Source organism: Ruegeria sp. (assembly GCF_040830605.1).
Taxonomy (GTDB): Bacteria; Pseudomonadota; Alphaproteobacteria; order Rhodobacterales; family Rhodobacteraceae; genus Ruegeria.
The window spans coordinates 1-25088 of the sequence record NZ_JBFOMD010000010.1 but is presented as its reverse complement, the minus strand read 5'-3'; the positions used below and the strand labels follow the sequence as shown (position 1 = coordinate 25088).

17 protein-coding genes, 1 tRNA gene and 1 pseudogene are annotated in these 25088 nt (G+C 60.2%); 12 read left to right on the top strand and 7 right to left on the bottom strand.

What is annotated here, in order from left to right; translation table 11 throughout:
• Nucleotides 1-5 precede the first annotated feature (5 nt).
• The gene (locus tag AB3N21_RS16035) at nt 6-2348 is read left to right on the top strand and encodes a cache domain-containing protein (protein ID WP_367936162.1); all 2343 of its coding nucleotides are present in this window, start codon (nt 6-8) and stop codon (nt 2346-2348) included.
• Between the two features lie 16 nt (nt 2349-2364).
• Complete coding sequence (locus AB3N21_RS16030) at nt 2365-2967, top strand: response regulator transcription factor (RefSeq protein ID WP_367936161.1); 603 nt, start codon at nt 2365-2367, stop codon at nt 2965-2967.
• A 520-nt stretch (nt 2968-3487) separates the two neighbouring features.
• Here AB3N21_RS16030 and AB3N21_RS16025 read toward each other — a convergent pair.
• The gene (locus AB3N21_RS16025) at nt 3488-3772 is read right to left on the bottom strand and encodes a DUF4242 domain-containing protein (protein ID WP_171180344.1); all 285 of its coding nucleotides are present in this window, start codon (nt 3770-3772) and stop codon (nt 3488-3490) included.
• Nucleotides 3773-3910: 138 nt separating this feature from the next.
• Between AB3N21_RS16025 and AB3N21_RS16020 the strand changes: the two genes are divergently transcribed.
• The gene (locus tag AB3N21_RS16020; protein WP_367936160.1) at nt 3911-4921 is read left to right on the top strand and encodes a LysR family transcriptional regulator; all 1011 of its coding nucleotides are present in this window, start codon (nt 3911-3913) and stop codon (nt 4919-4921) included.
• A 137-nt stretch (nt 4922-5058) separates the two neighbouring features.
• Here AB3N21_RS16020 and AB3N21_RS16015 read toward each other — a convergent pair whose 3' ends face one another.
• The 3 genes from AB3N21_RS16015 to AB3N21_RS16005 form a co-directional block, all read right to left on the bottom strand.
• Nucleotides 5059-8457 carry an ExeM/NucH family extracellular endonuclease gene (locus AB3N21_RS16015; protein WP_367936159.1) on the bottom strand — a complete coding sequence of 1133 codons (3399 nt, stop codon included), beginning with the start codon at nt 8455-8457 and terminating at the stop codon, nt 5059-5061.
• 413 nt (nt 8458-8870) lie between these two features.
• Nucleotides 8871-9848 (bottom strand): CoA ester lyase, encoded by a 978-nt coding sequence (locus AB3N21_RS16010; RefSeq protein WP_367936158.1) that lies wholly within the window; start codon nt 9846-9848, stop codon nt 8871-8873.
• 122 nt (nt 9849-9970) lie between these two features.
• Nucleotides 9971-10582, bottom strand: coding sequence for a LuxR C-terminal-related transcriptional regulator (locus tag AB3N21_RS16005; RefSeq protein WP_367936204.1), 612 nt, complete (start codon nt 10580-10582; stop codon nt 9971-9973).
• 246 nt (nt 10583-10828) lie between these two features.
• Here AB3N21_RS16005 and AB3N21_RS16000 point away from each other — a divergent pair, with 246 nt between their 5' ends.
• From AB3N21_RS16000 to AB3N21_RS15980, 5 genes are read left to right on the top strand one after another with little or no spacing between them, the layout of a single operon-like run.
• Nucleotides 10829-12073, top strand: coding sequence for an aminotransferase (locus AB3N21_RS16000; protein ID WP_367936157.1), 1245 nt, complete (start codon nt 10829-10831; stop codon nt 12071-12073).
• A 9-nt stretch (nt 12074-12082) separates the two neighbouring features.
• Nucleotides 12083-13282: a malate--CoA ligase subunit beta gene (locus tag AB3N21_RS15995; protein WP_367936156.1), complete on the top strand. Its 1200-nt coding sequence runs from the start codon at nt 12083-12085 to the stop codon at nt 13280-13282.
• The gene (sucD, locus tag AB3N21_RS15990) at nt 13279-14169 is read left to right on the top strand and encodes a succinate--CoA ligase subunit alpha (RefSeq protein ID WP_367936155.1); all 891 of its coding nucleotides are present in this window, start codon (nt 13279-13281) and stop codon (nt 14167-14169) included. The genes AB3N21_RS15995 and sucD overlap by 4 nt, the downstream gene beginning before the upstream one ends.
• The gene (locus tag AB3N21_RS15985) at nt 14169-15140 is read left to right on the top strand and encodes a 2-hydroxyacid dehydrogenase (RefSeq protein ID WP_367936203.1); all 972 of its coding nucleotides are present in this window, start codon (nt 14169-14171) and stop codon (nt 15138-15140) included. The genes sucD and AB3N21_RS15985 overlap by 1 nt, the downstream gene beginning before the upstream one ends.
• Nucleotides 15140-17779, top strand: a complete 2640-nt coding sequence (locus AB3N21_RS15980; protein WP_367936154.1) for a phosphoenolpyruvate carboxylase — start codon at nt 15140-15142, stop codon at nt 17777-17779. Before AB3N21_RS15985 ends, AB3N21_RS15980 begins: the two co-directional genes overlap by 1 nt.
• Before the next feature lie 32 nt (nt 17780-17811).
• On the opposite strand, the gene AB3N21_RS15975 is transcribed toward AB3N21_RS15980, so the two are convergent.
• Nucleotides 17812-18771: a hypothetical protein gene (locus AB3N21_RS15975; protein ID WP_367936153.1), complete on the bottom strand. Its 960-nt coding sequence runs from the start codon at nt 18769-18771 to the stop codon at nt 17812-17814.
• Nucleotides 18772-19024: 253 nt separating this feature from the next.
• Between AB3N21_RS15975 and AB3N21_RS15970 the strand changes: the two genes are divergently transcribed.
• The gene (locus AB3N21_RS15970) at nt 19025-20071 is read left to right on the top strand and encodes a tyrosine-type recombinase/integrase (RefSeq protein ID WP_367936152.1); all 1047 of its coding nucleotides are present in this window, start codon (nt 19025-19027) and stop codon (nt 20069-20071) included.
• Nucleotides 20072-20134: 63 nt separating this feature from the next.
• Here AB3N21_RS15970 and AB3N21_RS15965 read toward each other — a convergent pair whose 3' ends face one another.
• Together AB3N21_RS15965 and AB3N21_RS15960 are read right to left on the bottom strand one after the other, a co-directional pair.
• The gene (locus AB3N21_RS15965) at nt 20135-21202 is read right to left on the bottom strand and encodes a ParB/RepB/Spo0J family partition protein (protein ID WP_367936151.1); all 1068 of its coding nucleotides are present in this window, start codon (nt 21200-21202) and stop codon (nt 20135-20137) included.
• Nucleotides 21195-22580, bottom strand: a complete 1386-nt coding sequence (locus AB3N21_RS15960) for an AAA family ATPase (RefSeq protein WP_367936150.1) — start codon at nt 22578-22580, stop codon at nt 21195-21197. Before AB3N21_RS15960 ends, AB3N21_RS15965 begins: the two co-directional genes overlap by 8 nt.
• Nucleotides 22581-23163: 583 nt before the next feature.
• Here AB3N21_RS15960 and AB3N21_RS15955 point away from each other — a divergent pair.
• The 3 genes and pseudogenes from AB3N21_RS15955 to AB3N21_RS15945 form a co-directional block, all read left to right on the top strand.
• A complete protein-coding gene (locus tag AB3N21_RS15955) occupies nt 23164-24426 on the top strand; it encodes a replication initiation protein (RefSeq protein WP_367936149.1) in 1263 nt (420 codons plus the stop codon).
• 234 nt (nt 24427-24660) lie between these two features.
• Nucleotides 24661-24737 (top strand) — tRNA-Met (locus AB3N21_RS15950).
• A 230-nt stretch (nt 24738-24967) separates the two neighbouring features.
• Nucleotides 24968-25088 (top strand): annotated as a pseudogene (locus AB3N21_RS15945) (IS6 family transposase); the annotation flags it as partial.

The following is a 25088-nucleotide window of genomic DNA, read 5'->3' as shown; positions in this document are numbered from 1 at the left end:
GAGTGATGAAGCTTTCACTTGGAATGATCCTAGCGCTTTGCCTGGCCGGATTGCAGTTTCTTGCAATCACAGTCGTGGTTTTCTCGTCCTTTCTGACCTCCGAAAGGGCTCTGCTGAAACACGCCCACGAATTGCTGAGCGATGTCGGGACCAACACGATCGAGCATTCCAGGGGCTTCCTCAGACCCGCGAAAGGTGCGGTTGAACTGGCCACCCGGCTGGCGGAAAACCGGGTCGTCGCCAGCGAGGATTTCAACCAGCTTGAAAAGCTGCTGTTCCAGCAATTGCAGATCGCGCCGCAGTTTGCGGGTATCTTTTACGGCGATGAGGCGGGGAATTTCGTCTACGTCATGCGCAGCGGCGGCCCCGGCCCGTTCCGGACCAAGTTCGTGAGGTGGGACGGCGGCGAACGTACGACCGACCTGATCTGGCGCGACAACGAGTACCGGATTGTCGAAGAAACTCCAGAGCCCGAGGACACCTACGACCCCAGAAAACGACCCTGGTACAAAGCTGCGAAATCAGAACTAACCAGCATCTGGACCGATCCTTACATTTTTTTCACCTCACAGACGCCCGGCATTACCGCTGCGACACCGGTATTCGGCGACGACAATGTGCTGCGCGGCGTTGTGGGTGTCGATATCGGCATCGAGGCGATCTCGGAGTTTCTGTCGCGGCTGAATATCGGCGAGAGCGGTCACGCCCTGATCCTGAACCGCAACGGCGACGTGATCGCCCATCCGGACCAGGATCTGATCCGGAAAGAAAACACCGATGGCTCGTTCAGCTTTGTCAATATCAGCGAGATCGACGATCCGGTTGCAAAAGCCGCTTTCGGCAATCTGGGTTTGGGCGCCGATATATCGATCGACCACGAAGTCATATCGAGATTTCTGTATGACGGGGCCAGCTATGTCTCGATCGTCATGCCCATGATCAGCGAGGAACTGCCCTGGACCATCGCCGTCTACGCGCCCGAGGCGGATTTTACCGGCGAAATCAGGAACAACCGGGCGACGAATATCTGGATCGCGGCGGCAGTGGCCCTGATCACCGGGGGCGTCGGCCTGTTGCTGGCGAATTACATCCATAAGCCGGTGCGCGCCTTCGCGGTCCGCGCCGCGCTGGTCTCGCAAGGCGAGGTATCAGAGTCAGAGCCGCTGCCCAAAACCTATGAGGAGCTGGAACGCGCCAACGAAACGCTGGTGCAGGCGATAGCCGAACGCCGGAAATCCGAGGCCGAATACGGGCGCACCTTCGATCTGGCCTCGCGCGGGATGGCGCAGATTCAGGCCCGAACCGGCAGGTTTATCCGCGTCAACACCAAGCTGGCCGATATGTTGGGTTATGGCGAGGACGAAATCCTGAACCTGAGCGTGCACGATATCTCGCACCCTGACGATCCGGTGGCAGCGGTGTTTTTTGAGGACTGCACCGGCGGATCAGAATACGTGCACGAGAAGCGGTATCGCCGCAAGGACGGCAGCATCATCTGGGTCAGCGAGAATGTGATCGTTATCCGCGACGACGCCAGAAACCCGCTTCATGCGGTTGTCACCGTCGACGACATCACCGAACGCAAGGCCGCGGATCAGAAAATTCGGCAACTGAGTCAGGATCTGAACCATTCGGCGCGTGTGAACGTCATGGGCCAAATGGCAACCAGTCTGGCGCACGAGCTGAATCAGCCTTTACTGGCGATCTCGCAGAACATGGACACGGCACTTTACCTGCTGGATGACAACGCCGGTAGGGAGGGCGAATTCAAAGAGATCCTGCAGGAAACCGACCGCCATGCCCACCGGGCCGGTGATATCATCAAGGCACTGCGCGGCTTCGTGAAAAAAGAAGGTGTGGAAAAGGCCGAATTTGATTTCGCGGAGCTTATGGAACAGACGCTCCACCTGTTACGACCTGATGCCAAGGAAAACGGCATCGCCATACGGACGGTCACAGATGATCTCGAACCGGTCTACGGCTCGCGGGTGCAGATCGCGCAGGTTCTGGTGAACCTTTTGCGCAATGCCATCGAGGCGATTGCCACAGGCGATGGTACCGGGGGCCTGATCACGGTGCGCGCCCGCAACACCGAGACGGGCATTGAGATATCCGTGACCGACAGTGGGCTCGGGATTGCTGACGGCACCGACCCGTTCGAACAGTTCCACACGACAAAAAAGGAAGGCATGGGACTGGGCCTTTCAATTTGTCGCACTATCGTTGAAGCCCATCTTGGAAAAATATGGTATCAGCGAGACGAAAGAGGACACTCACAGTTTTGTTTCACACTGCCTGCGCTCAGCCCGAAGACCGCCACCTGTCCGCCGGATGACCTTAATGCCTGATCCCGTCGTGTTTATCGTGGATGACGACGATGACATCCGCATTTCGCTGTCCCGGGCGCTGCGCACACGCGGCTACAACACCGAGGCGTTCGCATCTGCACAGGACTTTCTTGAAAGCTATGACAACGAGCTGCCGGGGTGCTTGATCCTGGACTACGGTCTGCCAGGCATGTCCGGGCTCGAACTGCAGCAGGTTCTGGTGAAACGCGGCCGCGCCCTGCCTATCATTTTCATCACCGGCCATGGCGGCGTGCCCGAAGCTGTAGAGGCGATGAAATACGGGGCGGTCGACTTTCTGGAAAAGCCCTTTCGCCAGGATGTTCTGATCGAGAGGATCGAAAAAGCGCTGCAACTCGATGCGCGTGCACGATGTTACGAGGGCAAGTCACGGGACGTACGGGCTCGATTTGAAAGGCTGACCGAGCGGGAACGGGAAATCGCCGAGCTACTTGTTTCGAGCCCGTCGAACAGTTCCAGCAAGGATGTCGGGCGTCATCTGGGTATCAGCCCGCGCACAGTCGATCATCATCGGGCACGCATCCTTGAAAAGATGCAGATCCATTCCGTTGCTGAGCTGGTCGACCTTGCACTAAGCGCAAATCTCTTTTCGAAGTCTTAAGCGCGGCTATAGGCAAATCTACCTAGGCAACTACACGAATTTACGTTTGCCACGATATCAACGAAACTACAGGAACACTGTGAGTGGTGGATCTGTACGCACATTAGGTGCCGGTTGTAATGAGTGACGAGCGCGGGAATTACCCCGCCTCAAATTGTGAAGAGTGCATACCAGTATTTGAGTCCCGGCCGCGTTGCCGGGACGACTGGAATAGCGTTGTAGCCTGTTGAGTACTGACAGGCTGCAACGCTTTCACGTGCTTGTTGCAAAAAATGCACTGAAGATTTGTTTGGCATCCAAAGGTCGCACCTTGGGAGACGCAGTGGAGTGCGCATTTTCGGCGCTGACCGGAGAAGTAGCAAAAAGTTCCGGATCAGAACAGAGCTCAATCACGTGCGGTATCAGCAGATGAGGCTATAGTCGAGAGGGCTATCTCTCAGCCGCACCAAGAAGCACCGGTTCATGACGTGGATGACCCTGATCAAGTCGCCGGTCAGGGCACCCAAGAGCCGCACCCGGCTCAGTTGTTGGCGGTGAGCGGATCGATGATCTGCGGAACCTCAGTGATCGCACCAACAGGAATGCCTGAGAGTTCGGAATGCTTGCGAATGGCATCCTCACTGTCGGCCAGGTAGACGCAGAACGTCTTGTTGTCTGCGACATAACTATGCTGCCACTGGATGTTGGTTCCGATGTCATCCAATGCCTGGTTGGATGCCCGCGCAGCGCCGCAAAGCTCGGTCACCGACATCTGGCCGATCCCGGGAATGTCGCGTTCGATAATGAAGCGTTTCATCTGTGCCATTGGATCCTCCTTGAACTTCGATAAGCCAAGTGTGCACTCGCAACCCGTGATCGCCAAACTAAGATATTCTTAGCGAGCGATAGGTTTTCATCGCAAATTGGGATAGTCTTCTTTGCCGAGAAAGGAAATCTTTAGTAAATGGCGCGCACCACGCACCTGAACGCCCTTCAAGCGTTGGAAATGGCGATCCGCGAAGGTTCGCTTCGGGGTGCTGCCGAGAAGTTGGGCATCACACCTGCAGCGGTAGGACAACGGATCCGGGCGCTTGAGAAATTCCTCGACACGGATCTGATCCTGCGCGGGCGATCCGGGTTGCGCCCGACGCCGGCTCTCGAGGGTGCGCTCGACGATCTGCACGCCGCGTTTTCGGCTTTGGACCGCGTGGCAGCCAGTCTCGATTTCCAGCGCACGACCGAAATCCACATCATCGCGGACCCCGACTGGTCCGATCTGTGGCTGCTGCCGCGGCTCGGGCGGTTTCGGACCGAGCATCCCAACATTCTGTTCAACATCAATGGTGAGGGCGACGTACCGATGCGCCTCGGAGCGGCCGATCTCTTCGTCGACCGCGACCCGCAAGGGCGCGCCGCTTCGGGAGATGAGCTTTATACCGAAGTGTTTCTGCCGATCGGATCACCGGAAAACGCTGCCCGGGTCGCCGATCCGTTTGCAACTAAGGCCGCCGACACCGCACCGCAATATCTGCCGGTGGGAACGATCGGGAACAAGGACCGCGTGTGGCGCCACTCTCAGCAGGACAGTATCGAGGGGTTTCCGCTGCTGCATCTTCAGGACCGTCCCACCATTCCCGAAACGCCGGGCTGGGCGGACTGGCTTGCCGTTTATCCCCATGACCGGACGTCGCCCGAACGCGGGGTGCAATACGCGCATGTCCGCAACGCGATCGATGGGGTGAAGTCCGACGCTGGCCTGCTTGTCTGCGGGCTTTCCCTGGTTCTCGATGACATCGAGGCGGGGCTCGTGAGCTTGCTGTTTCCTGCCGATGAGTGCCTTGCAGCCAAACATCCCTACCGCGTCAAAACCCGCACCGAAGCGACGGTTCGCCCGCAAGTAACGCGCCTGATTGCCTGGCTCAAGGCCGAGGCGGCAATCACCAGGGTCAGGATGGAGGCGCTCACTACCGCCTAGTGCCAGCGTGTCACGCCGATGTGCCAGTTTCGAATTTGATCCGCCGAAACTTTCGCCCAGCGGCCATTCACCGGCATCCCTCCCCTTGCGGTGCCCTCGAAACGGGTTCGAGAGCACCTCTTGAGTTTGTTACCCGATCACACGACGGAAAACTCGTCGACAAAGACGATATCGTCGAAATCGGACACCCCAAGCAGGTCGATCTTGTCACGCCCGCCTTCGAGTGTGATCCGAACCGATCCAAGGAACTCGCGGACATCCGCGATTTCCGCGCCGCCCAGATCGATCACGTCCTCCGAGACGTCAAAGTCCAGAATGACCGACTTGTCCCGGCTTCCGTCCTCGGCAAGTGCGGCAGAGAACACAAAGGTGTCGGCGCCATCGCCGCCCCAGTAAAGGTCATGTCGGCCATCGCCTGCCCGGATGATGTCATCGCCGTCACCGGCATAGACCAGGTCGCTTCCGCGCCCGGCATCGATGTCATCGTTTCCGTCGCCGCCAAGGATCTTGTCCTTGCCGCGTCCGCCAAAGATCAGATCATCGCCGTCTCCGGCAAACACAAAGTCATTGCCGTTCTTGGCGTCGATCTGATCGCGACCATCCGTGCCGAACAGGAAATCGCGACGGTTGGTGCCCGCGATCACGTTGTAGACCGGCTCGAAATCGAAGCTGACGATAACCGGGTCATGGTCGGAATTGCGCGTGGCACTGTCCCCGTCATAGAGCGTCGGATCGCGGCCGAAATCGAGATTGTAGTCCAGCGCGTCGGCCTCATCCGAGTTGATATGCCATTCGGTCACCCCGGCCACACTCGCGGCAAGCGCGTCGTTGGCCAAAACGTAATCCAGCGTGCCGATCTGACCGTCAAAGACGAAGGAATAGGCATCGTCGCCCAGTTCGGCCGCCGCAAGATCGGTGTATCCTGCATCCGACAGCACGGTCAGCGGATCTTCCTTGGCGTAGGAGTTCAGGTCACCAAGGATCAGCACATTCTCAGACCCCTGCCCGGTCGGATCGCTGGCCAGCCAGTCAGCCAGAATATCCGCCGCCTCGGCGCGGGTGGCATTGTTGTTGCCCTGACCGTCTCCCTGATCCTCGTCCGCCGCGATGCCGGACAGTGACCCCTTGGATTTCAGGTGGTTGACGGAAACCGTGATGGTCTGGCCGGTGTCCAGATCCTCGAAGGTCTGCGCAATGGCGGGCCGGTTCAGCCCGCGCCCAGCGCCAAGCGGGTCGATGAAATCCCGCCCCTCGAAGGTTTCGAGAATGGCCATGTCACCGCTCAGCCCGACCTCGTCGATCTTGTAGATCAGACCGTTCGCGATGGCATCGCCACCGACGAATTCCTGCCCGGGATCGACAAAACCATAAACCTCAGAGCCAAGTTCCGCATTCACCCGATCAACGATGTCCTTGATCGCGAAGTTCGTACCCGCGAAGTCGTTCTCAAGCTCGACCAACCCCAGCACATCGGCGTCGATCTGGACGATGGCATTGACCAGCTTGTCGGCCTGCCGCTCGAACTCCTCAACCGTGTCGGCGCCGCGCGGGTCCGAGCCGTTGTCGGTGGTCGCGCCCGGCAGGTCGATCGTGGTGAAATAGTTGAGCACGTTCAGACTGGCGACCTTGAAGTTGCCACCAATATCCTCGGGCGCATCGGGACGCGGGTTGGTTTGCTGGTAGTCCCCCTGGGCGGCATTGATGCGAAACTCGTCGAAGGAATAGCCCACCACACCGGTGATCGAGGAAATGGTGTCGCCCATGCGGAAACTGTCATCGGCGGTCAGCACACCGTCATTGCCGTCGATGATCTGCAACTGATCCGGGTTCTGAACAGTCGAGCCGTCATCCAGCACCAGCGTGCGTGCAGCAACATCCTGCAGGTGCTGATCAAAGCCCGCCGCATCGGGATCGTTGGTCTGCGTGAACTGCACCGGTCTGCCATCTGCCGTGACATTGTATTGGCCAAAGCGGTCCAGATTGAACAGCTCGGACACCGTCATGTCCTGCCCAACGGTCACCAGCATGCCCTCATAGGCTTCCAGGTTGGCGACATAGTTTCCGTCATCATCCAGCATGACATTGGCGGTCGGGAACGTGACCTCGACAGCATCCGGCACCAGTTGATCGGTCTCCAGAACCGCAACCGCCGTTGCGGTGATCTGGGTCTGGCCGAAATTCTCGCCAACGACGCCCGTTATCTCGACCAGATCGCCGATATTGACGTCAACCAGCGGAGCGGTGCCGTCAAAGATGAAGATCCCCTCAGAGGTCAGGTCGTTGAAATCATAGTCGATCTCTTCTTCCTGAATGTAGAACCCGTTCAGATCGCCCTGACTGCCCAGCAGCCCATCCTGAAAATCGGCGGTCACGATGGCGCGGACCGTCACGGTCTGCCCTTCAAGCACGCTGCGATCATCAACCCCTATCTGCGCCATGTTGCCGGTGCCGCCGCTGCCCTGAATTTCGCTGATCAGGGTGATATCGGCGGGAGGCTGAATGACGTTGCTTTCCCCCGGGGTCGGCGCCTGCGCCGTGAAGTCACCGGTCTGGTCCGGCTGGCGCGCCAGCGCATCGCCGGTCGAGTTGCCATTTGCGCTTTCATCCGCCTGAACGGTCTGCCCGAGCGCCGTCAACAGCCCGGTATCATCCGGGTCAGACGTGCCATATACCACCGCATCCAGCAGATTGTCAGTGGTCGGCCCGGCGGGTGCAGGCCCATCATAGAGCGCGACTGCATCAGCCCCATTCTGCAACCCGTTGGTAGTGAATTCCACCAGATCCACGTTGGGAACATTGGCGGAACCGATGACAAAATACCCATCGGCATTGGTCGAAAGCCCGTCCAGCGAAATGGTGTCATAGGCCGTATCGCCATTACCGTTGTAGAGAACCACGGTCAGCCCATCGAGCGAGGCATTGCCCACCCCGCCGTCATAGATCTCGATGAACTCGGCACTGTCAGTCCCGTCCTGATCGGCGTCGATCTCGTTGATCACGAAAGTCGGCGTTGGCGCCACATCATCAAAGGAAGCGGTTGGGAAGGGAACGGTTGCGGTCGCGTTGGTGGCCTGGCCGTCCAGAGCGTTGGGGCCCGAAAAACTCCACTGAGAGATGTCAAAGACCGGGGTGGCCGTGGCACCCGGGTTGCGCGCGGCCCATCCGTCCAGATATTCCCAAGGCTGCCCGGTTCCATCGACATTCGGGTCCCCGAACAGGTCAATAACCGAGCCATTCTGGAACAGCTCGATTGCATCGTCGCCGTTTACGGACAGGGCGCTCGACGTGTAATCGGGGCCGAACCCCATGAATTCGGTAAAGCCGGGGATTTCGCTGGACACGTAGATATAAGTGCCAGCGGTCACTGCCACTGGCGGAAAGGTAAACTCCTCGCCGTCCGATCCCCCGCCATTATTCGCTGACCCGATACCGAACGCCGACAGGTCCGCGATATCGGCAGTCACAAATAGCTCAACCGCCTTCGGCAAACCGCCCGTCAACGGACCGTCCAATACACCTGTGATAATCAGTGACATATCATTCTCCCAATAATGAAGGCCGCGCGAAGGCGGCAGACGACGAGACCCAACAAGGCCACGCTAGGAAAGGAGCGTAACAAGTGGATGATCGAAAACCGGTCGACCTAAACCAATATCCCACGCAAACCGACCGGGTCGCGGCGGGTGACAAACAGGCCAACTGTAAACAAGGCTCCGTAGCGCCTAACAGACAATCTCACGTTGCGATGAAAAACAATAACTAAGGATAGTTTACGTTTGGGAAACCGGCGAAATTAGGCATCTGATCCAAAAGGTTTATAGAATTCAAATATATAGAACATTGCAGGTCACGAGTGAGTGGAGCTAATTCATAAGGCCGTTCTGCCCGTTGAAACGTCTGTTGCCGAGGGCCCGGCAACAAACTTTTTTCGCTCCGTTGAGCGGCGAGTTTACATCCCGCTGATCTGTCTGGCCTTCTCAACCAAGACCTCCGCCTGCCGGATCGAGGCATAGTCGATCAGCCGGCCATCCAGAGAAACCGCACCTTTCCCGGCGGCTTCGGCCTCGGCCATTGCAGCGAGAATACGTTGTGCCTTGGTGACTTCCGCATCAGACGGGCTCATGACCTCATTCGCCAATGCGACCTGGCTCGGGTGGATCGCCCACTTGCCCTCGCACCCCAGAACCGCGGCCCGCTTGGCCGCCGCGCGATACCCGTCGGCGTCCTGAAAATCGCCAAACGGGCCGTCGATCGGGCGCAGGCCGTTTGCGCGCGCCGCCACCACCATGCGGGCCAGCGCATAATGCCACATGTCGCCCCAATGCACCCCGCGCGACCCATCTTCTTCGGGGTCGGTCAGAACCGAATAATCGGGGTTCACGCCACCAATGATCGTGGTCCGAGCGCGGGTCGAGGCAGCATAGTCCGCAACCCCGAAATGAAGGCTCTCATTCCGGCACGAGGCACCGGCGATTTCGGTCACATTCTGCATGCCCAAAGCGGTCTCGATAATGTGCTCGAAACCGATGCGTTTTTTCAGGCCCTTGGCGTCCTCGATCTGGGTCACCATCATGTCCACCGCATAGACATCAGCCGCCGTGCCGACCTTGGGAATCATGATCAGATCCAGCCGCTCTCCGGCCTGTTCCACGACATCGACCACATCGCGATACATGTAGTGCGTGTCCAGGCCGTTGATTCTGACCGACATGGTTTTCGTGTTCCAGTCGATCTCGTTCAGCGCCTTGATGATGTTCTTCCGGGCCTGCTCTTTCTCGTCCGGCGCAACCGCATCCTCAAGGTCGAGGAAGATAACATCGACGTCGGATTGTGCCGCTTTTTCAAACATTTGCGGCTGCGAACCGGGAACTGCCAGTTCACTTCGATTCAGCCGCGCGGGCGCTTGTTCAATGGGGTGAAAACTCATGTCCAGCCGTTCCTTTGTGGTCAGTCCAATTGGCGTGACGACGAAAAAAGGAGCGGGAATCGGTCCATGTCAAGAAATTTTATTGCGTACAGTCGCATGCAGAAGAAAGATGATTGCCGCCCTCAATCGCGGTCTCCAAGGCCCCGGGATTCACGCGCCGCGTAGTAGAACGCGATGGCTTGTGCGCGGTTTCTGACACCCAGTTTTTCGTAGAGGTTCGAGAGGTGGAATTTGACTGTGTTGGTCGAGATTCCCAGCTCTTTCGACAGCTCGCGATTCGTGCGCCCTTTCGACAGCGCTTCGAGCAATGTGCGCTCACGCCGCGACAGGCTGTGGATCGGGTCCTTTTGCAGCTCACGAATGTCGATGAACGGGAACACCATCTTGCCCGCGGCGACATCGGCGCAGGTGGCAAGCAGCGCCTCGGTGTCTCCGGACCGGTCAGCGAAACCGGCCGCCCCCGCTGTCATCGCCAGCCTGGGCAGATCGCCCGATCCGTCGCCGTAAACCACCAGCTTGGGCGCAGCGTCGTGTTCGCGCAGCACCTCGATCAGTTTTGCCGCACCCAAAACCGGCAGATCCCAGTCGACGACACCGATCTGCACCGGCACCCGCATCACCGTGCCCAAAAACCCCTCAGCCGTCGACGACGTGGCGATCAGCGAGAATCGCGGATCACGGTCGAAAATCTCGGACATGGCCGAAAGGATCAGCGCATTGGAGTTCGCAAGCATCACGTCAATCGGCTTTGCACGCGCAGCAAGTTGTTGCAATTTCAGCCCTTTCCGGAACAACCTACCCATTCAGGTAGGGCAATAAACGGTATACAGCGGCATTCTTACACTTTTAGGTAGGTTTTTCCCCATCCAAAAGGCTTTCCAAAAGCAGGAGTAACGAATGTTGTGATTACACTCAAGGCCCGCTTTCCTCAAAGGCAACCGGGGATTTCCCCGACACCGTAGCACGAGAGGACGTCCAGGATGAGCCAGGCGATTTTCCCAAAGCTGACCATTCCGGAAACGCTGGCCGCAGGCCCCGGCCCCGGAAACACCGATGCCCGCGTGCTTCAGGCCTTTGCCGCAGCGGGTGTGGCCGATCACATGCAGGGCGACGTTCTGCGCGGGATGATCGAATGCAAACACATGCTGCGCCAGATCTGGGGCACCCGGAACGTGCACACTTTCGCCGTTGCCGGCACCGGCTGGAGCGCGCTGGACACGATGTTCTCGGCCGTCATGCCCGGCGACCGGGTCGTGGCGTTTTCGAACGGCACCTTTTCCGGCATCGACGCGCTGACCCTGCGGATCAAGGCCGCGACCCCGGCCGAGCACGCTGCAGACAGCCTGAACCCCCAGGCCGCCAGCGTCACCGTCATCGAGGTCCCGCACGGCCAGTCGGTCACCGGCGATGTGATCGAGGCCGCATTGGCCGAACACAAACCTAAATGGGCCTTCATGGCGCATTGGGAAACGGGCTCGGGGCGGATCAACGATCTGCGTGGTTTCTCGGATGCCTGCGCCCGTCACGGTGTCATGGGACTGATCGACGCAGTGTCGTCGCTCGGGGTCGAGGATTTCTCGATCGACGACTACCCCGGTGTCGCCGGTTGGGCCTCGTGCCCGCAAAAGGGCCTCTGCTGCCTGCCGCTGACCTATGCCCCCGTCAGCTTCGCAGACGCATACATCGCATCGCTGAAGGCCACCGGAGCCTACTCCTACGTCCATAACCCGATCTTCGAAGCGCGCCATTGGGGCATCGTCGACGGCCAGGATGTGGACAAGGGCACCTATCATCGCACGCATTCGGGCTATGCGGTTGCGGCCTTTCATGAATCGCTGCGCCTGACCTTGCAGGAAACGCTCGCCATCCGCGCCGGCGCCTACCGCACGCACGAGGCGGCTCTGCGCGACGCCGTCATCGCCATGGGCTGCGAAGTGACGTCGAACATGACGAGCCTTGTCGTGCTCAACCTGCCCGGTGATCTGGCCGGGCGCGAGATGGAGCTGGTGCAGAACTGCCGGGCCGAAGGGTTCGGCATCTGGCCCACCCTGTCCGCACCGGTACAGGTCCGCATCGGTATCCTGAACCAGCTTCAGCCCGGCGCCATCCGCGAGATCGTCCGCCGCTTTGCCGACGCCATGCGCGCCATGGGGGCCGATGTCGATCACGCCGCCGTCGAGGCCGTTCTCGACAAACACTACGTCCAGACAATTGCCGCTCAGTAGGAGGGTCGCATGGATATCCACGAATATCAGGCCAAGGAAATTCTCTCGAATTTCGGTGTTGCCGTGCCATCGGGCGCGCTGGCCTACAGCCCCGAACAGGCGGCCTATCGCGCGCGGGAACTGGGCGGCGAGAAATGGATCGTCAAGGCTCAGGTCCATGCCGGCGGCCGCGGCAAGGCGGGCGGCGTCAAGCTGTGCGGCACCGAGGGCGAAATCTATGAGGCCTGCGACGGCATGTTCGGGCGCAAATTGGTCACCCATCAGACCGGGCCCGAGGGCAAAGGCATCTACCGGGTCTATGTCGAATCCGCCGTTGCCATCGACCGCGAGATCTATCTCGGGCTGGTGCTGGATCGTTCCAGCCAGCGGGTGATGATCGTCGCCTCCTCCGAAGGCGGCATGGAAATCGAGGATATCTCGGCCGAGCGGCCCGAAAGCATCGTGCGCTCGACCGTTGAACCGGCCGTTGGCTTGCAGGAATTTCAGGCGCGTGAGATCGCGTTTGCCCTCGGTCTGGACCCGGCGCTGACCCAGCAGATGGTGCGCACGCTTCAGGGCTGCTACCGCGCCTTCCGCGAATGCGACGCGACCATGGTCGAGATCAACCCGCTGGTCGTCACCGGCGACAACCGGGTGCTGGCGCTGGATGCCAAGATGAGCTTTGACGATAACGCCCTGTTCCGGCATCCGCAGATCAGCGAGCTGCGCGACAAGTCGCAAGAGGATCCGCGCGAAAGCCGCGCCGCCGATCGCGGGCTGTCCTATGTCGGGCTCGAAGGCAATATCGGCTGCATCGTGAACGGCGCCGGTCTGGCCATGGCCACGATGGACACGATCAAACTGGCCGGGGGAGAACCGGCAAACTTCCTCGATATCGGCGGCGGCGCCTCGCCCGAGCGTGTGGCCAAGGCATTCAGGCTGGTGCTGTCGGATACGAATGTGCAGGCGGTTCTGGTCAACATCTTCGCGGGTATCAATCGCTGCGACTGGGTCGCCGAAGGTGTGGTTCAAGCGCTGAAAGAATTGCAGATCGACATGCCCGTCGTCGTGCGCCTTGCGGGCACGAATGTGGAGGAGGGTCAAAAGATCCTCGCCCAGTCCGGCCTGCCCATCATCCGGGCCACGACGCTTATCGAAGCCGCCGAGCGCGCCGTTGGCGCGTGGCGCAACGACCTGTCCCAGAACACCAAAGTGAGAGCTGTGAAATGAGCATCCTTCTCGATCGTGACACCCGCGTCATCGTTCAGGGCATCACCGGACGCATGGCCCGTTTCCACACCAAGGACATGCTGGCCTATGGCACCAATGTTGTCGGTGGCGTCGTTCCGGGCAAAGGCGGCGAGACCGTCGAGGGCTTGCCGGTGTTCGACACCGTCAAGCAGGCGGTCGCAGCGACGAGCGCTGACGCAAGCCTGGTCTTCGTGCCGCCCCCGTTTGCGGCGGATTCGATCATGGAAGCCGCCGACAGCGGTATCCGCTACTGCGTCTGCATCACCGACGGTATTCCCGCGCAGGACATGATCCGCGTCAAACGCTACATGTACCGCTATCCCCGGGACAAACGGATGGTGCTGACCGGACCGAACTGTGCCGGAACCATCAGTCCGGGCAAGGCGCTGCTGGGCATCATGCCGGGGCATATCTACCTGCCCGGAAATGTCGGTATTATCGGGCGGTCCGGCACGCTCGGCTATGAGGCCGCTGCGCAGTTGAAAGAGCTGGGGCTGGGCGTCTCGACCTCTGTGGGGATCGGTGGTGATCCGATCAACGGGTCCTCGTTCAAGGACATCCTCGAACAGTTCGAACAGGACGACGAAACCCACATCATCGCCATGATCGGCGAGATCGGCGGCCCGCAAGAGGCGGAAGCCGCGGACTATATCCGCGATCACATCTCGAAACCCGTCGTCGCCTATGTCGCGGGTCTGACGGCACCCAAGGGCCGCACCATGGGCCACGCGGGCGCCATCATCTCAGCCTTTGGCGAAAGCGCCTCGGAAAAGGTCGAGATCCTGTCAGCCGCCGGGGTGACCGTGGCCGAGAACCCTGCCGTTATCGGCGAGACGATCGCCGGCGTCATGAAGAGGGCTGCATGATGGTCAAGCCGTCCGTTCTTGTCACCCGCCGCTGGCCTGCAGCCGTCGAGGCACGGTTGGCCGAAAACTACAACACCGTGCTCAACCGGGGGGACAAACCTATGTCCCCTGCCCAGATCCGCGACGCGTTGCGGTCGTATGATGCGGTCCTGCCCACCGTGACCGACACGCTGAATTCCGAAGCGCTTGATGTGCCTGCGGCGAAGACGAGAATTCTGGCCAATTACGGGGTCGGCTACAGCCATATCTGTGAATCCGCCGCGCGGAGCCTCGGGATGACGGTCACCAATACGCCGGATGTCCTGTCCGAATGCACCGCCGATCTGGCGATGACGCTGCTGCTGATGGTGGCCCGCCGCGCCGGCGAAGGCGAGCGCGAGCTGCGCGCGGGTGGGTGGACCGGCTGGCGGCCTACTCATCTGATCGGAACCAAGGTCAGCGGCAAGACGCTTGGGATCGTCGGCTTTGGCCGGATCGGTCAGGAGATGGCGCGCCGGGCCCATCACGGGTTCGGCATGAAAATCATCGTGCAAAACCGCAGCCGTGTTGCGCACGAGGTTCTGGCAAGGTGTAACGCCACTCAGGTCGACAGCATCGAAGAGCTGTTGCCGCAATGCGATTTTGTTTCGCTTCACTGCCCGGGCGGTGCCGCCAACCGGCATCTGATCAATGCGCGCCGTCTGGACCTGATGAAACCGGACGCGTTCCTGATCAACACCGCGCGCGGCGAGGTCATCGACGAGTTCGCCCTTACCCAGGCCCTGATGTTCGACATCATCGGCGGGGCGGCGCTCGATGTGTTTGATGGTGAGCCGCGCATCAGCCAAACCCTGATGCAATGCGACAACCTGGTCATGCTGCCACATCTGGGAAGCGCGACACGCGAAGCCCGCGAAGCGATGGGCTTCCGCGTGCTGGAAAACCTCGACGATTTCTTTGACGGAAAACCCCCAAGAGACAAGGTGATCTGATGCTACCGGCGGACAGTGCCACTCTGCATTCCGAGGACCTGCAAAGCGACGGATATGCCGACGACCTCCGCCTCGACCTGCACTGTCTGTGGCTGACCATTCTCGATAAACGCGCACCCCATGTCGCCAAATGGGTGCGCGACGGTAAATCGTCTCCGATCCCGCAAAATCAGGAGGCGGTCCCCTACCTTCAGGCGCTGACGATCTGGTTTCAGCTGTGCCGCATCATCGACGAGAACGATGCCATTCGCACCCGTCGCCAGCTGGAATCCAGCGACGGCCCGGACGCGGTACCCGGCAGCTTTGCGCAGGTGATCAGAGAGGCGGGCCTAGACAAGGCGGAGTTTCAGGATCGCGCCTCGAAGCTCTCGGTCGGGCCGACCCTGACGGCGCATCCGACCGAAGCCAAGCGCGTGACGGTTCTGGAGATTCACCGGCGCATTTACCGGCACCTCGTCGCGTTGGAGAACCAGCGCTGGACGCCGTTTGAGCGAAACCAGATCCTCGACGACATATCCTGCGAGATCGATCTGTTGTGGCTGACCGGCGAATTGCGCATCGAGCGCCCCGGTGTTGCCGCCGAAATCGAATGGGGCTTGCAATTCTTCAGAACCAGCCTTTTCGATGCCATCCCGCAGGTCTGCAAAAGCTATGAGCGCGCCCTGTCGCAAGCCTTTGACACGGATGAGACCGCGACGCCGTGCCTGAAGTTTCACAGCTGGATCGGCGGCGACCGGGACGGCAATCCAAATGTGACCGCCGATGTCACCGAGTTGGCCCTGCAGCGCGGGCGCGAGGTCTGCACAGCCTACTACATCGCCCGGCTGGAACGCGCGGCCTCAAAGCTCAGCGTCAGCGAGCTAATCCAGCCGATCCCACGGGTGCATGCCGAACGGCTGAACAGGATCATCGGTGAAGCGGGGCAAAACGCGCGCAACCGGAATGAACCCTTCCGGCAGGCGATCAACGCCATCATCGATGCACTGACCCACGGAACCTACGCCCACATCAAACAGTTCCTCTCGAACCTTCAGACCCTTGACGACGCCCTCTGCGCAATTGGCGCGCGGTCACTGGCTGAGCGGACCATTCGCCCGGTTCTGCAAACCGCGCAGGTTTGCGGGTTTCGGACCGTGACACTGGACGTCCGGCAAAACAGCTCGGTGACCACCCGCGCGCTGGCCGATGTCTGGCGCTCGACCGGCAAGTCCGCCCCTGCCCCCGACAGCAGCGCCTGGTCGGCCAGAGTGCGGTCCGAACTGTCGTCGAGTGGCCTCCCGGCGGTCGATCCCGCCAAATGCACCCCGGAAACCGCCGAGGTTCTGAACGTGCTGCGCCTGACGCATAAGGCGCTCAACGGCCCGGACCCGCACGCGGTTGGCCCCTTCATCCTGTCCATGACCCGATCTGCCGATGATGTTCTGGGCGTCTATCTTCTGGCCCGCTATGCGGGTTTCGGGGCCGAGACGCTCGACCTGCGCGTCGTGCCCCTTTTTGAAACCATCGAAGACCTGCGCAATGCGCCGAAAATTCTGAACGACGTCCTGAACGTCTCACTCGCCCGCCGGTCCATGGCATCCCGCACGCGCGTGGTCGAGATCATGCTGGGCTATTCCGACAGCAACAAGGACGGCGGCTTTGTCTGTTCTTCATGGGAGCTTGATCAGGCCCAGCGGCGCATCCAGCGGATGCTGGCAAAACGCGACCTGACGCCCGCCTTCTTTCACGGGCGCGGCGGTTCCGTCAGTCGGGGCGGCGCACCGACCGAACGCGCAATCGCGGCGCAACCGGATGGCACGGTGTCCGGACAGATGCGGGTCACCGAACAGGGCGAAGTGGTTTCCGCGCGCTATGCCAACCGGGGAACCGCCGCCGCGCGGCTCGAGCTGCTGGCCAGCAGCACCCTCAAGCACATGACAAACGACAGGAAGGAACCGGTGCAGCCCAGCGAGTTCCTGGAGGCGCTGGACGCCATCGCGGGCATTTCCTTTACGGTGTACCGCAACCTGCTCGAAACCGACGGGTTCGTTGACTACTTTCAGCTCTCCAGCCCGGTCGAGGAACTGGCGCAACTGAAAATGGGCTCGCGCCCGACCCGCCGTTTCGGAGCCTCCACGCTGGACGACCTCAGGGCCATCCCGTGGGTCTTTGCGTGGTCGCAGAACCGGCACCAGATCACCGGCTGGTTCGCGTTCGGATCCGCCATCCAAAGCTACCGGCGCGTGCTTGGCACCCGCGACAAGATCCTGCGCAACATGTTCGAGAGATCGGCCCTGTTCCGCCTGATCGTCGACGAGGTCGAAAAGTCGCTGTACCAGGTCGACATGGACCTCGCCGCCCAATACGCAGCTTTGGTCGAGCCCGCAGAAACCAGGGACCGCATATTTGGAACAATCCAGGCCGAGTATGAACGAAGCTGCGACGCCATCCGTTTTCTGACCGGCGACACAATGATCGCGAAGCGCTTTCCGAAATTCCGAAAGCGGTTCGAGCGCACGCGCACGGACCTGCACCTCATCAACCAGTTTCAGGTCGGGATGCTGAAAAAGGCTCGATCCGGCCGGTCAGAGGACAAGCATTTTGTGCCGTTACTCTTGTCGATGAACTCGATTTCGGCAGGTCTGGGCTGGACCGGTTGAAGGAGCCAGGCGGCGCTTTGAGTATCACACGGTCAGGCCGTCGCACTCCAGAATCTGTATCTGTCCTGCCCCGTCAGTTCGTTCACAAGGCCGCGCTCGGCAAAAAGGTTGAGGTTGCGCCGTGCAGCGGCGACCGAGCATCCGGTCTCGGATGTCACCAGTTCGGCGGACAGGATCGGATAGCGCAACAGCGCCCCGATCAGCGCCGGCGGCGTGCGGCCCGAAAGGTCCCTGACCGCTTCCTGTGCCCGGTCCTGCCAGGTCGCCAGCCGGTCAATCTCCATCAGCGCCCGCTGCGCTCCGGCCTCGACCGTGGAATAGAAGTTGCGCAACCGCATCCCGGCGCCCCCTGCCCCGGCCTCGACCGCATGACGGTCCAGCCGCCCATCCCCCATCGGCAGGAAGCCACAGCCTGAACCGCCACCCAAAAGCATCGCCGCCACCGTGGGCTCCAGCAGTTCATCCCACGGGGTGAGCGCCCGAGTACGCCACGCGGCAAAGCCATAGGCCGCGCGGGTCAGAACGTGACAATTGGTCAATCCCTGCACCACATGCGCCCACTCGTCGCTCAGCGCGTCTAGTTCGGGACCGACCGCACGTTCGTCGCCGGGGATGTCATGTGGATCGGTCACCGAAGTGCGCCCCAAAAAGGCGCGCAGCCCATCCAGCGGCCCGCCACCGGGGGTGCAGATCCGCCGCACGGCCCATGCCGCCCGGGCAAGATCGCGCGCCCGATCATCGGTGAGAATCCGCAGCGCCCGATAGAGCGCGATCTGTTCGGCGCCCAGCCACACCCCCTCCCCCCGTAAAATCGCCGCGACCGATGCGAGGGCCAGACGTTCCGTGACCGCCGCAGGAAAGGATTGCACGCGCGCACCGAGCCGGGCCACAGCCTCGGCAGCGGGGAGCAGCGCCTGGTACTCTTCCGCCTCTGCCGCTTGCCAGATTTCGGGATGCAGGCTATCCTCACGCGTAGCCGTAGGCCATGGCATCGCCGAAACAGACGCTTCCTCGTTATGCGGTGCCAGAAACCACAAATCCTCCTCAGGGGTGGGATTTGGGTCATAAAGCGAAGATAGACCGAGGCTATTTTCGTCTTCTTTTTCCGGAGTGTTCGCCATCTTACGCGCAGAATAAAGCTTTTTTGCGCGCCACTAAAGGGTTTTGATTTTTAGCTATTACACATGATAAATTTTTTTATCATGTTTATTGTCAACGCTGGCTTAAACCGTCATGTGTGGTGGAATGAAACTGCCGTCTGAACCTCAAATTCTGTTACCTCGCCTGTCTGCTAAAAGTCAGCGCGCGATCAGCAAATTGAGTGTGCGTATCTCATCTGACCACACCCGGCGCGCCTATACCCGGGACCTGATGTATCTTACAGCCTGGAAGCGTATCAGGTTTGACGCCGATCTTGCCTGGCCGGAATCTCAAGACGTGGTTCTTGCCTTCATGCAGGACCATACCATCGATTTGCTTGACCGACCGAAAACCGACCGTGCGGTGGTGGCTGCCACCACCTTAGTCGAACATGGCCTGCGCCGCAGTCTCGCCCGCCCGGCGCCAACAACGTTGAACCGGCGTCTGGCTGCATGGCGGACGTTTCACCGCCTGTGCAATCTCGAAGATCCGTTCGGTGCGCCCTCGGTTCGGCAGGCCCGAGCTGAGGCGCGGCGCCTAGTCGCTCATCATGCGAACTCGAAATCAGCGCACCCGATTACCCGCGATGTGCTTGAGACACTCCTATCCACCTGCTCCGATTCACGCCGTGGCTCCCGTGATCGGGCGATCCTGATGCTGGGCTGGGCCTCAGGCGGCCGCCGCCGGTCCGAGATCGTCAGCCTGAGGCGCGAGGATGTGGATCTGAAGGATTTTGAGCAGAACGACCTGATCTGGCTTTCTCTTCCAGACACACGAATTGGGGACGCCTCGCCGCAGCTGGTTCTGAAAGGGCGCGCTGCCGGTGCGCTGGTCAAGTGGATCGACATTGGTGGAATCGAAGATGGCCCTCTCTTCCGCCCCATCTCCAAGGCGGACCGTGTTTTAGCGCGTCAACTCAGCCCGGATGCGATCTATCAAATCGTGAAACGCCGGCTGAAACGGGCAAGGCTGCCCGAGGATTATGCGACACCGCACGGGCTGCGCTCGGGCTTTCTGACCCAGGCTGCGCTGGACGGCGCCCCTATTCAGGCCGCCATAAAACTGTCCCGGCATCAATCGCTGGCCCAGGCGCAACGCTACTACGCCGATGTGGAGATAGCCGACAACCCGGCCACTGACCTGTTGGAATGAGAAAGCCCCTGAGGGTTTCTCCCCAGGGGCATTCCATGCGCTCCATGCGACCCGAAAGATGGATCACCCAATCTGCTCAGCCAGATGCTCCATCAGACGCTCAACGGTCTCGACATCCAATTGACGCCCTTCCAGATGCAGGCGCACACCATCCGGACTCACCTCGGCCCGCAACTGCCCACCGTTTGGTAGAGTTCTCGGTGGAATGCGTGTGACCTGCTGCGGTCTACCGCCACGGCTTGCCTCCTTGGGTTTCGCGGCGAAACTCTGCAAGGCCTGCTCCAGCAACAGCCATTCTGACTTGGCGTCCGCGACGTCCGCGCCACCCAGCGCCTCACGCAGACGGGCCTGCGCCCCGTCCCGCACAGCCGCGGCCAGACGCAGCCCCGCTTTCTCGGTCAGCGCCACCGGGAAATTCAGCAGGTCCCCTAGCGCCTCGTGCACAGCGGCAAAGCTGCGCACCTTGGAGCGTTTGGCCTTGGAGGCTGCGGCGAACAAACCGTCAACAGCCGCTTCGACCGATGGGAAAACCCCCTGCCCGGCGGCCAGAACCGCGATCCGCCCACGTTCGTAGTGGCTGAGGTTGGACCGCAGCTCATTCTCCTCCACCATCGAGACGTAAGCGCCCTGCCCTTCGCTCGCGTCCCGGACAAAGGCCGGAATGCTGGCAAAGCGCGCATCGGTCTCGGCCAAGATCCGAAAAGCCTGCAACCGCCGGAAGCCCGATATCAGGCCATAGCCGTCCTCTGCCTGCGCCACCTCGATCGGACTGCGCAGTCCGTTTGCGCGGAGCGACTCGAGCAACTCATCCATCGCCTCTTGATCCTCGATCATCCGGTCACGGCGGATGTAATCGGCATCAATCTCATCCAGCGCAATTTCCTGGACCACCAGCCCGGCCTCGCTGGCCGCGCGCCAGCGTTCGGCGTCGCCTTGATCTTGCGCCAGAGCAACGCGATCCGTGACCGCGGCCATGCCCGAAAGCTGCGCCGCCTCGCCCGCGACCTGCGCAATGGGCGGCACCAGCGAGTTGGTATCGAAGGGATTATTGTTGGGTTTCGCGGCGAAACCTGCCTCCAGCTCTTCCAGTTCTGCCGCATCCGGGGCGGCCAGTCTTCTGCGTTTAGCCATTCTGCTCTCCTCCCAATTGGGCATCGCGCCACCAGCTTCCGATCAAAAGCTGTTTGAATTCGGCGTAGGTCCGGTCGAATGTCTCGCGCCCGCGCACGTATGTATCGCGGTTGAACTCGCGGTAATCGGCCTCGTAGATGCCGTTGACCTGCTCGCCAGCCTGCCCGACCAGGGCCGTGTAATCCTGACGATAGGCATTCATGAAATCTCCGAAATAGGCCTGGATCACGTTGGCCATGTCGGTTTGCTGGGACGCATCGAAGCGGGTGACGATGGCCCGCACTACATCCCATTCGAACTTAATTTCCGGCAAACCCGCCGCCCGTTGCGCCGCGTTCTCGCCATCCTCGATCGACGCAAAGGTGGTGTAGAGCATGTCGAAGAACCGGCCCGTCGAGTCGAATTCCAGAAACGACGCACCCAGAGGCACCAGCAGGATATCCGCCGCCGCCAGCGCATTGATGGTCAAATACCCGAGGGCAGGGGGGGTATCGAGGAAGACCACATCGTATTCGTCCAGCACCCCCTCATCGTGAAGGAAGTTTGACAGGCCGTCCCACAGGGGCCAGCTGCGCAGCCCCATGCGCCAGACGGGGATCTGGAACTCGGCCCAATAGAGGTTCAACTGCGCGCCGATCAGGTCGATATTGGGCCAATGGGTTTTCTGGATCACTTCCTGAGACGAAACCTTCAGCGATTCTTGTAGCGTTTCATCCAACGCGATCTCGGCCTGTCCGGAGGCGGCGCGCACCTGGTTTTCCGCCTGCACCGCCTTGGCGTAATCCTTTGCGATCAGCGGGAACACGGTTTGCCATTCATCCGCCACCTGCCCGCCGAGGATCGAGGTCATCGAGCCCTGACTGTCGAGGTCGATCACCAGCACCTTGTAACCATCGAGCGCAGCGGACATCGCCAGATGCGCCGCGGTCGAAGTCTTCCCCACGCCGCCCTTGAAATTGGCCACCGAGACGACCTTGGCCGGCAGCCCTTTGGGACGGTAAGGCAGGTACTCCTTGGTGCTAACCCCCTCGCTGGCGAAATGCTGGCGCAAGGCAAGCACCTCCTCCAGGGTGAACCATTTTGACCCGCCTTCACCCTCGCCCTGCGGAAGGTCCGGATTGGCCTTGAGCACGCGGCGCAGATGCGCTGGGGCCACCGGGATCAAATATTTGGTAATCTCCCAGATTGAGAATTTCCGCAACCGCTTTGCGCCGTCCGGCGCGTATCCCCGGCGGGCCAAATCCTCGCGTCCTTTGGCGCAGAAAGCTGCCGCTTTGGCGAATCGGGTTGTGCCGATAGGATCAGGTAGCTTCGCCGCCGAAGCCTCTGGATCGAGATTCAGATACGGGGGCAGGGGAGGGGGGGGAGTTTTGTTCACTGTCGATGCCTCAGAGTATGTTCGCCTTTCTGGCGTATATTGCCGAGATTAGCGAACATTCTAAGACGAGGCTAGCATCACCTGCCGATTTTTCCACGATGAAGGGTACAGAGCCCAGGTTTCGCGGCGAAACCACTCCAAATTCAAGAAAAGCACCCCAACAAAGGGTTTGGATTCTTTAGAGTATTTAGAATCTTTGAGGGTAGTATTTCTTTTATAAACAATGGGATGCAGGCAGTTCGGCACCTGAATGCGGTATCAAAGGGACCTAGATTCGGGATCAAAGGTACCCGATTCCGGGATCGTTGGAACCCGTTCTCAGGAACAAGGGGCCCGATTCGCAGGATGGTCAAAAGCTGTTTGATTAGGCTCTAAAACGACCGATTTTTCGCTGCAATCCGCCGTCCGAGACTCCGTTCCTACGCCGAAATCCGGGCGATGACGCCCCTCGGGTACCGTTTTGCGGGTTTAGGTACCTGTCTACGGGATCGCTCCCGTCCTGTATATGGGTACCCAAAAGTATTTGCCCATGAGGTACCTTATATGGCAAAGATACCTGCAAAACGAGCAGGCAAAAAACAACATGCCGGATTCGCAGATCGATATGGACCAACTGACCGGCGCGCTTCGGCGCGAGACGGTCAAAAAGAATGTGGCCGCGATCCATATCAGCGGAAAGCTGACCCTGCTGCAGCGCAAATTGTCGAATGTGCTGCTGCTCAATGCCTATGACGCGCTGACCTCGGCGCCGACGCACACGATCGACGCCCGCACGCTGGCGATGATGGTGGGCTACAACTCGAACGACTTTGACACCTTGCGCGCCAGCCTGAGGGCCCTGGCCGAGACGGTGGCCGAGTGGGACATGCTGGACGAGGAAGGTCGGCAGGAATGGGGTGTGTCCTCGCTGCTGAGTTTCGCCAAGCTCAAGAACGGAGTCTGCGAATATGCCTATTCCCCGGCGCTGGCGCAGAAACTGCATGATCCCAAGATCTATGCGCTGATCAACGTCCACATTCAGCGCAATTTCAGCTCCGGCCACGGTCTGGCACTTTATGAGAACTGCTACCGCTTCGTACGCACGGGCTCCACCGGCTGGTGGGCCATCGACGTGTTCCGCAAGCTGATGGGCGTGGATGGGTCGAGCTATTACGAGAGCTTCAAGCATCTCAACGCCAAGATCATCAAGACGGCGGTAACCGAGGTGAACAAAAGCTCGGACATCGTGATCGAGCCCGAGTTCCGCAAAAAGGGCAGGGCGGTCACGGATATCCGGTTCCTGATCCGCGAAAACCCGCAGATGGCGATGTTTCAGATCGATGACAGCGACGGGATCCGGAACCTGTCGGTCTACAAGGCGTTGCGGGGGCAGGGGGTCTCGGACCGGCTGGCGCGGCAATGGATCGCCGAGCATGGCGAGGACTACGTGCAGGAAAAGCTGGATTACGTAAAAGGGCAGGGGGATGTGAAGTCCACCGTGGGGTATCTGTCGGCGGCCCTGCGCGATGACTACCAGCCACAGGAAAAACCTGCCCCGGCCGAGCCGACCCCGGAAGAGGTCGCCGCCGCCTGGTCCCGCGCGGAAGAGAAGGCGCAAGAGGATCAGGCCTTTAAGGCGCGCGCCGCCGAACGCGCCGAACGTGCGCGCAAATTCGCTGTCGTCGACGAATTGGTTTCGGCGCGAAACCCGACACAGCGGGACGCGGACAAGCGGCTGTTCATGGCGTCGTTGGAGGATGAGTTGGAGCGCGAAAACTTCCGCGCGCATGGCTGGCGATCCGGCCTGAACGCCGCTGCCATCTTCGCGTTCTGGGAAGAGCTGGCGCCAGAGGCGTTCGAGGCGTAGACCGGGCATCCATGGTCGGCCACAAACGCCGTGTTGTCGTAGTATTCTTTTACCTAGTTACCAGCGAATGGCCCGAACGATGGTGGCAAGTCCCGACGCTTTTCGTTAGTGACGCCACAGTCCGGTTTTACGGATAAAGCGGCCGGTCAGTCTGGTCCAAAGATACATTCCAGTTCGCGAACCATTTTCCTCTTGACCCTCCTCACCGCCTCCCTTACATCGCCCCTCACCCATGGCGGAGTAGCTCAGTTGGTTAGAGCAGCGGAATCATAATCCGCGTGTCGGGGGTTCAAGTCCCTCCTCCGCTACCAAAAATCTTCATAAATTCAGCAGCATAACTATAAGGGTCGACCGAGGTTTGCGCGGTTGATGGCTTTCACATAACTTAGACAAAACGACACAGATTGGGGTGGTTCGGCGATATTCCGGAAAAACACACGATTCTTGGCGGAAAAGGGTTGTGTCGCAAACTTGGGGTCGGATTGACGAGAAGGCGTGTTCCGTTGCTTGTTGCCTGAAACAAACATGAGCAGGTTCTCGCATGATTTCGTTCAAAGGTGCCCACTTCCCCAAAGAAGCGATCCTGTACGCAGTGTACTTCTATCTGCGCTACTCAGTTTCGTATCGTGACCTGGAAGAGATCATGGCCGAGCGCGGAGTTG

Coding starts and splice junctions, on each gene's coding strand:
- AB3N21_RS16035 (WP_367936162.1), top strand. CDS start 6: ATGAAGCTTTCACTTGGAATGATCCTAGCGCTTTGCCTGGCCGGATTG.
- AB3N21_RS16025 (WP_171180344.1), bottom strand. CDS start 3,772: ATGGCACAGATGAAACGCTTCATTATCGAACGCGACATTCCCGGGATC.
- AB3N21_RS16020 (WP_367936160.1), top strand. CDS start 3,911: ATGGCGCGCACCACGCACCTGAACGCCCTTCAAGCGTTGGAAATGGCG.
- AB3N21_RS16015 (WP_367936159.1), bottom strand. CDS start 8,457: ATGTCACTGATTATCACAGGTGTATTGGACGGTCCGTTGACGGGCGGT.
- AB3N21_RS16010 (WP_367936158.1), bottom strand. CDS start 9,848: ATGAGTTTTCACCCCATTGAACAAGCGCCCGCGCGGCTGAATCGAAGT.
- AB3N21_RS16005 (WP_367936204.1), bottom strand. CDS start 10,582: ATGCTTGCGAACTCCAATGCGCTGATCCTTTCGGCCATGTCCGAGATT.
- AB3N21_RS16000 (WP_367936157.1), top strand. CDS start 10,829: ATGAGCCAGGCGATTTTCCCAAAGCTGACCATTCCGGAAACGCTGGCC.
- AB3N21_RS15995 (WP_367936156.1), top strand. CDS start 12,083: ATGGATATCCACGAATATCAGGCCAAGGAAATTCTCTCGAATTTCGGT.
- sucD (WP_367936155.1), top strand. CDS start 13,279: ATGAGCATCCTTCTCGATCGTGACACCCGCGTCATCGTTCAGGGCATC.
- AB3N21_RS15985 (WP_367936203.1), top strand. CDS start 14,169: ATGGTCAAGCCGTCCGTTCTTGTCACCCGCCGCTGGCCTGCAGCCGTC.
- AB3N21_RS15980 (WP_367936154.1), top strand. CDS start 15,140: ATGCTACCGGCGGACAGTGCCACTCTGCATTCCGAGGACCTGCAAAGC.
- AB3N21_RS15975 (WP_367936153.1), bottom strand. CDS start 18,771: ATGCCATGGCCTACGGCTACGCGTGAGGATAGCCTGCATCCCGAAATC.
- AB3N21_RS15970 (WP_367936152.1), top strand. CDS start 19,025: ATGAAACTGCCGTCTGAACCTCAAATTCTGTTACCTCGCCTGTCTGCT.
- AB3N21_RS15965 (WP_367936151.1), bottom strand. CDS start 21,202: ATGGCTAAACGCAGAAGACTGGCCGCCCCGGATGCGGCAGAACTGGAA.
- AB3N21_RS15955 (WP_367936149.1), top strand. CDS start 23,164: ATGCCGGATTCGCAGATCGATATGGACCAACTGACCGGCGCGCTTCGG.